The sequence below is a fragment of the Kitasatospora sp. NPDC088548 genome (assembly GCF_044753005.1).
GTDB lineage: Bacteria > Actinomycetota > Actinomycetes > Streptomycetales > Streptomycetaceae > Kitasatospora.
The window spans coordinates 1,865-5,045 of record NZ_JBIVMI010000067.1; the positions used below are offsets into that span (position 1 = coordinate 1,865).

General features: G+C 70.7%; 1 protein-coding gene and 4 pseudogenes. 3 read left to right on the forward strand and 2 right to left on the reverse strand.

Annotation, left to right across the window (positions count from 1 at the left end; translation table 11 throughout):
• Both ACIP82_RS37630 and ACIP82_RS37635 read right to left on the reverse strand, forming a co-directional pair.
• A pseudogene (locus ACIP82_RS37630) lies at nucleotides 1-1,307 on the reverse strand (laminin G); the annotation flags it as partial.
• A 69-nt stretch (nucleotides 1,308-1,376) separates the two neighbouring features.
• Nucleotides 1,377-1,475 (reverse strand): annotated as a pseudogene (locus tag ACIP82_RS37635) (RHS repeat domain-containing protein); the annotation flags it as partial.
• Between the two features lie 44 nt (nucleotides 1,476-1,519).
• Between ACIP82_RS37635 and ACIP82_RS37640 the strand changes: the two are divergent.
• The 3 genes and pseudogenes from ACIP82_RS37640 to ACIP82_RS37650 form a co-directional block, all read left to right on the forward strand.
• Nucleotides 1,520-2,065: pseudogene (locus tag ACIP82_RS37640) on the forward strand (replication initiator); the annotation flags it as partial.
• Nucleotides 2,066-2,320: 255 nt separating this feature from the next.
• Nucleotides 2,321-2,521, forward strand: coding sequence for a helix-turn-helix domain-containing protein (locus ACIP82_RS37645; protein ID WP_400660279.1), 201 nt, complete (start codon nucleotides 2,321-2,323; stop codon nucleotides 2,519-2,521).
• Nucleotides 2,521-3,087: pseudogene (locus ACIP82_RS37650) on the forward strand (site-specific integrase); the annotation flags it as partial. The gene ACIP82_RS37645 and the pseudogene ACIP82_RS37650, both read left to right, overlap by 1 nt.
• Nucleotides 3,088-3,181 lie beyond the last annotated feature (94 nt).

A 3,181-nucleotide genomic window follows, 5' to 3' on the forward strand; every position in this document is an offset into this window, starting at 1 on the left:
CCGAAGGCGTCGTTCTTGAGGATCTCGTCGGCCCCGGCGGTGGTGACCGCGGCGAGGGTGCCGCGCGGGGTGTAGCGGTAGGTGCTGGTGCCGTCGGTGATCAGTCGGCCGAAGGCGTCGTTCTTGAGGATCTCGTCGGCCCCGGCGGTGGTGACCGCGGCGAGGGTGCCGCGCGGGGTGTAGCGGTAGGTGCTGGTGCCGTCGGAGAGCAGGCGGTTGCGCTCGTCGTAGGCGGCGGTCGCGGTACCGGCCTTGGTGCGGTTGCCGGCCGCGTCCCACCCGTACGCGGTCATGGTCGTGTCCGCCGTCCAGGAGGTGAGGCGTCCGGCCTGGTCGTAGCCGTAGCGGTTGTCCTTCACCGGGTCGGTGGCGGTGCCGCTGACGGTCTTGCGGGTCAGCCGGTCGTCGAGGTCGTACTCGTACGCGGTGCCGGTGAGCGGGGTGCCGGTGTTGGCACCGACGAGCAGCTGGTCGCCGGTGAGGCGGCCGAGCGGGTCGTAACCGAGCCGGCGTTCGGACATCGTCTTGAGCTTGGTGGCGTCGGCCGGGTCGGGTGCGACGTACGACTGCGCGCTGAGGCGGCCGTCGCCGTCGTAGCCGTACCGGTTCTGGGTCCGGGTCCGGGGGTTGTACGCCCAGTCCAGTCGTCCGTCGGCCTTGTAGCCGAAGAGGGTGGTGTCGGTGTCCTTGTCCCAGCGCTTGGTGAGGCGCCCGTCGGCGTCGTACTCCCAGGTCTGGCTCGCGGCGTTCAGATCGGTGCCTGCCTTGAGCAGCAGGCCGCGGTCGTTGTAGGCGTAGAGCTGTCCGGTGAGGCCGGAGGAGTTGTGCTTGACCAGCCGCCCGGCCTTGTCGTACTCCAGTTCCCGGTCGGTGGTGTTCGCCTCGGCGCCGGTGCCGCTCTCGCGGACCAGGCGCCCGGCGGGGTCGTAGCCGCGGGTGCGGGTCACGCCTCCCGGTTCGGTCAGCCTGACGGCCTGTGCGGCCACGTCGTAGGCGGTGGTCCAGGTGCGGTCGGCTGCGGCGGGGTGCGCCGCGGTGGCGGGCTCGACGGTGGACTCGGGCAGGCCCCACGCGTTGAAGGTGTAGACGGTGCTGTTGCCCTTGCCGTCGGTGAGGCGGGTGCGGTTGCCCGCGGCGTCGTAGCCGAAGGTGGTGACGATCGACTGGCCTGCGGCGACCGGTTCGGTGAGCTTCACCGTGCGGCCGAGCCGGTCGTACTCGCTGGTGGTGACGGCGCCGGTGGTCGGGCTGGTGCTGGTGAGCACGCGTCCTTCGAGGTCGAAGGTGGCGGTGGTGGTGCGCAGCACGGTGCCGGCGGGGTCGAGGTTGTCGGTGGCGGCCGGGTTGCCGAGGGTGTCGAACCGGGTGCGGGTGGATTCGCCCAGCGGTGCGGTGGCCTTGACCGCGCGGCCGAGGGTGTCGTATTCGGTCCTGCTGACGCGGCCGAGCGGGTCCGTGGATGTGACGGTCTGGCCGGCGGTGTTGTAGGTGGCGCTGCCTCGGAGGCTGCACCGAGCTCATGCGCCTGATCGGCCAGACCACCACCGTCCACACGCTCACGGGTAGGTGCTGCGCTCCTACAGCACCGCCGACGAGCCCACCGGCAACCTGCTCACCGCGTGCGGCAACCGTCACGCCTCGCGCTGACCTGCCTGCTCCCGCTTCTACGCGGCCGACACCTACTAGCTCAAGGAAACGCGAACTGGCCGGGGGTGAACAGGTGGATGTCCGCGAGATCGCCGTCTTCGGCACCGACGCCGAACTCACCAGTCAGGCCGTCGCCGCGTACGTGGCCAAGTACGCCACCATGTCGGCCGACGCCTCCGGCGCCCTGGACCGCGCGCTGTTCTGCCGCGCGTGCCAGGGACGCGGGATGGCCCAGTCCGCACAGACCGGCGTGCCCGTCGAATGCCGAGCCTGCTCGGGTACCGGCCAGTCCCTCCCCCGGCCCCGCCTCGCCGTCGAATGGCGCGTGCGGCAGATGATCTGCACCTGCTGGGACCTGGGCCAGCGCCCGGAGTTTGCCGACCTCAAGCTCTGGAAGTGGGCGCACATGCTCGGCTTCCGGGGCCACATCTCCACCAAGTCCCGCTGCTACTCCGTCACCCTCGGCCAACTGCCGCGATGCCCGCCGCGCCTGGCGCACCGAACAGGCCCGCACACACGCCGGCCTGCCCGACCTCGCCCCGAGCACGACCCTCGTCATCGGCCACTGGGCCTACCACGGCTCGGGCTACAGCCCCGGCGCGGAACTCCTCGCCGCCGCTGTCTGGCATCGCAGAGAACTGGAGCGGCAGTTCACAGCAGAGGGCGGCTGCTGATGGTCCCGTTCCCGGGGCCGGGCGCGGACCTGCTGACGGTCCCCCAGGTCATGGCCCGCCTCCAGCTTGGCCGCTCCGCCGTCTACGACCTGCTCCGCACCCGGCAGCTCGCCTCCATCACCCTCGGCCGCGCCCGCCGCATCCCGGCCTGCGCGCTCACCGACTTCATTCGCACCCGACTCGAACAGGACGCTGCCTGATGACCACACCCCGCGACACCCCTGCATCCCGCCGAGTCCGCGCCAACGGCGACGGCACCGTCTACCAGCGCAAGGACGGCCGATGGGAAGCCGCCGGCTACGTCCTGGCCCCCGGCGACACCCGCAAGCGCGTCCGCGTCTACGGCATCACCCGCAAGGAAGCCCTCGCCAAGCTCACCGAGAAGATCGCCGTCAGCAACCGCGGCGTCCCCGTACTCACCGCACAGGGCAGCGTCGCCGCCTACCTGACGTACTGGCTGGAGAACGTTGCCATCCACCAGCTCCGCGAGAACACCCACACCCGCTACACAGCCTGCGTCCGCCTCTACCTGATACCCGGCCTCGGCAAGAAGAAGCTCGCCAAGCTCACCGCCAAGGATGTGCGCGCATGGCTCAACCAGCTCCGCACCACCTGCCAGTGCTGCACTCGCGGCCTCGACGCGGCCCGCGACCAGCCCCGCTGCTGCGCGATCGGCACGTGCTGCGGCAAGCGGCTCTCCCCGCTGACCCTCGCCTACATCCACTCCGTGCTCAAGTCCGCCTTGGAGCACGCTGTTCGGGAGGAAGTGAACCGCTGCGGGTTTGACCGAGACTCGTTCTCTTGGAAGGATCGAGTCCGTTATGAGGAAGCCATACCCCAGTGAGGTCCGGGAGCGGGCG